We start from the raw sequence: 1,233 nt of genomic DNA on the forward strand, positions 1-1,233 counted from the left end.
TTGACGCGCTTGGGATCGGTGGTCCGGCCCTGACGTTAAAATCCAGCGGCAAGTTGGACCTGGCCACCATGGCACAGGCTTGAGATTTCGGCAAATTCTGCCGGCGTTTTTCCATTGTGAGCCATGTGAGGCCGGCTCTCATTGTAATCGATCCGCCAAGCCTCTGCGAGCCGCTGCGCTTCGGCCAGCGAAGCAAACCAGTTCACGTTCAAGAACTCGTCGCGCAGCGTCCCGTTGAACGATTCAATATGTGCATTATCCGTCGGCGTGCCTGGGCGGGAGAAGTCCATCCGGACCTTGTGATGATAGGCCCAGAGGTCGACGATCTGACCGGTAAATTCCGCGCCATTGTCGCAAAATACCGCCTCCGGCCGTCCGCGCAGCCAAACCAGCCGGTTCAACACCCGGACCACATCTTCTCCGCGAAGGCGCGAGCCGACCTCAATGGCGAGTGCTTCCCGTGTAAACACATCCACGACGGTCAGTAAACGGATCTTGTTACCATTCGACAGCTGGTCATGAACAAAATCCATGCTCCAGGCCTGGTTTGGCCGGGAGGGTTGGCAACGGGCCTCCCGATGAACCGCCATCTTGCGCCGGCGGGGCCGTCTCGCCCGTAAACACAGGCCTTCTTCGCGATAGAGACGATAGACAACGTTCTTGCCCACCTGCCAGCCCTCGCGCTTCAGCATGACATGCACCCGCCTGTATCCGAACCGGATCCGTGTCGCCACAATCTCATGCATCCGCTGACGCAGGGCGGTCAGGGGATCCCGCCTCGAGGGCTTACGCTGGGTGGATCGATGTTGGCGCGTCAGCTTGCAGGCCCTTCGCTCGGAGTAGCCGTGTGACGCCCGCACATAGTCTACAACCTGCTTCATGAGCGATGGCCGGGAAACTTTTTTGAGAGAACATCCTGAAGGACCGCCTTGTCGAGGCTGAGCTCTGCGACGAGCTTCTTCAAACGGGTGTTCTCTTCCAGGACCTGTTTCAGTTCCCGGACCTGGTCAGACTCCAGCCCGCCATACTTCTTCTTCCACCTGTAATAAGTCTGCTCGGTGATCCCCATCTGGCGGATCAGATCGGCCACAGACATGCCCATCTCGGCCTGTTTCAGGGCCGCCACGATCTGCTCGGTTGAATAGCGCTTCTTCTTCATCGCGAACTTCCTCCTTCAGGAAATCCGCCGGAAAACTAACATCAAATCCGGACCAATTTCTCCAGATCACGTCA

The 1,233-nt window shown here is 58.1% G+C and carries 1 protein-coding gene; it reads right to left on the minus strand.

Annotated elements, in window-relative coordinates:
- Positions 1 to 35 precede the first annotated feature (35 nt).
- Positions 36 to 1,159 (minus strand): IS3 family transposase gene (locus ACQKI2_RS18570; protein ID WP_427381120.1). Its coding sequence is split into 2 segments (ribosomal slippage): positions 36 to 910 and positions 910 to 1,159, totalling 1,125 coding nucleotides; the frame shifts between segments, so codons are not numbered across the junction.
- Positions 1,160 to 1,233: the final 74 nt, after the last annotated feature.

Origin of the sequence: Hyphomonas sp. NPDC076881 (assembly GCF_050269995.1) — a bacterium.
Lineage (GTDB): Bacteria > Pseudomonadota > Alphaproteobacteria > Caulobacterales > Hyphomonadaceae > Hyphomonas.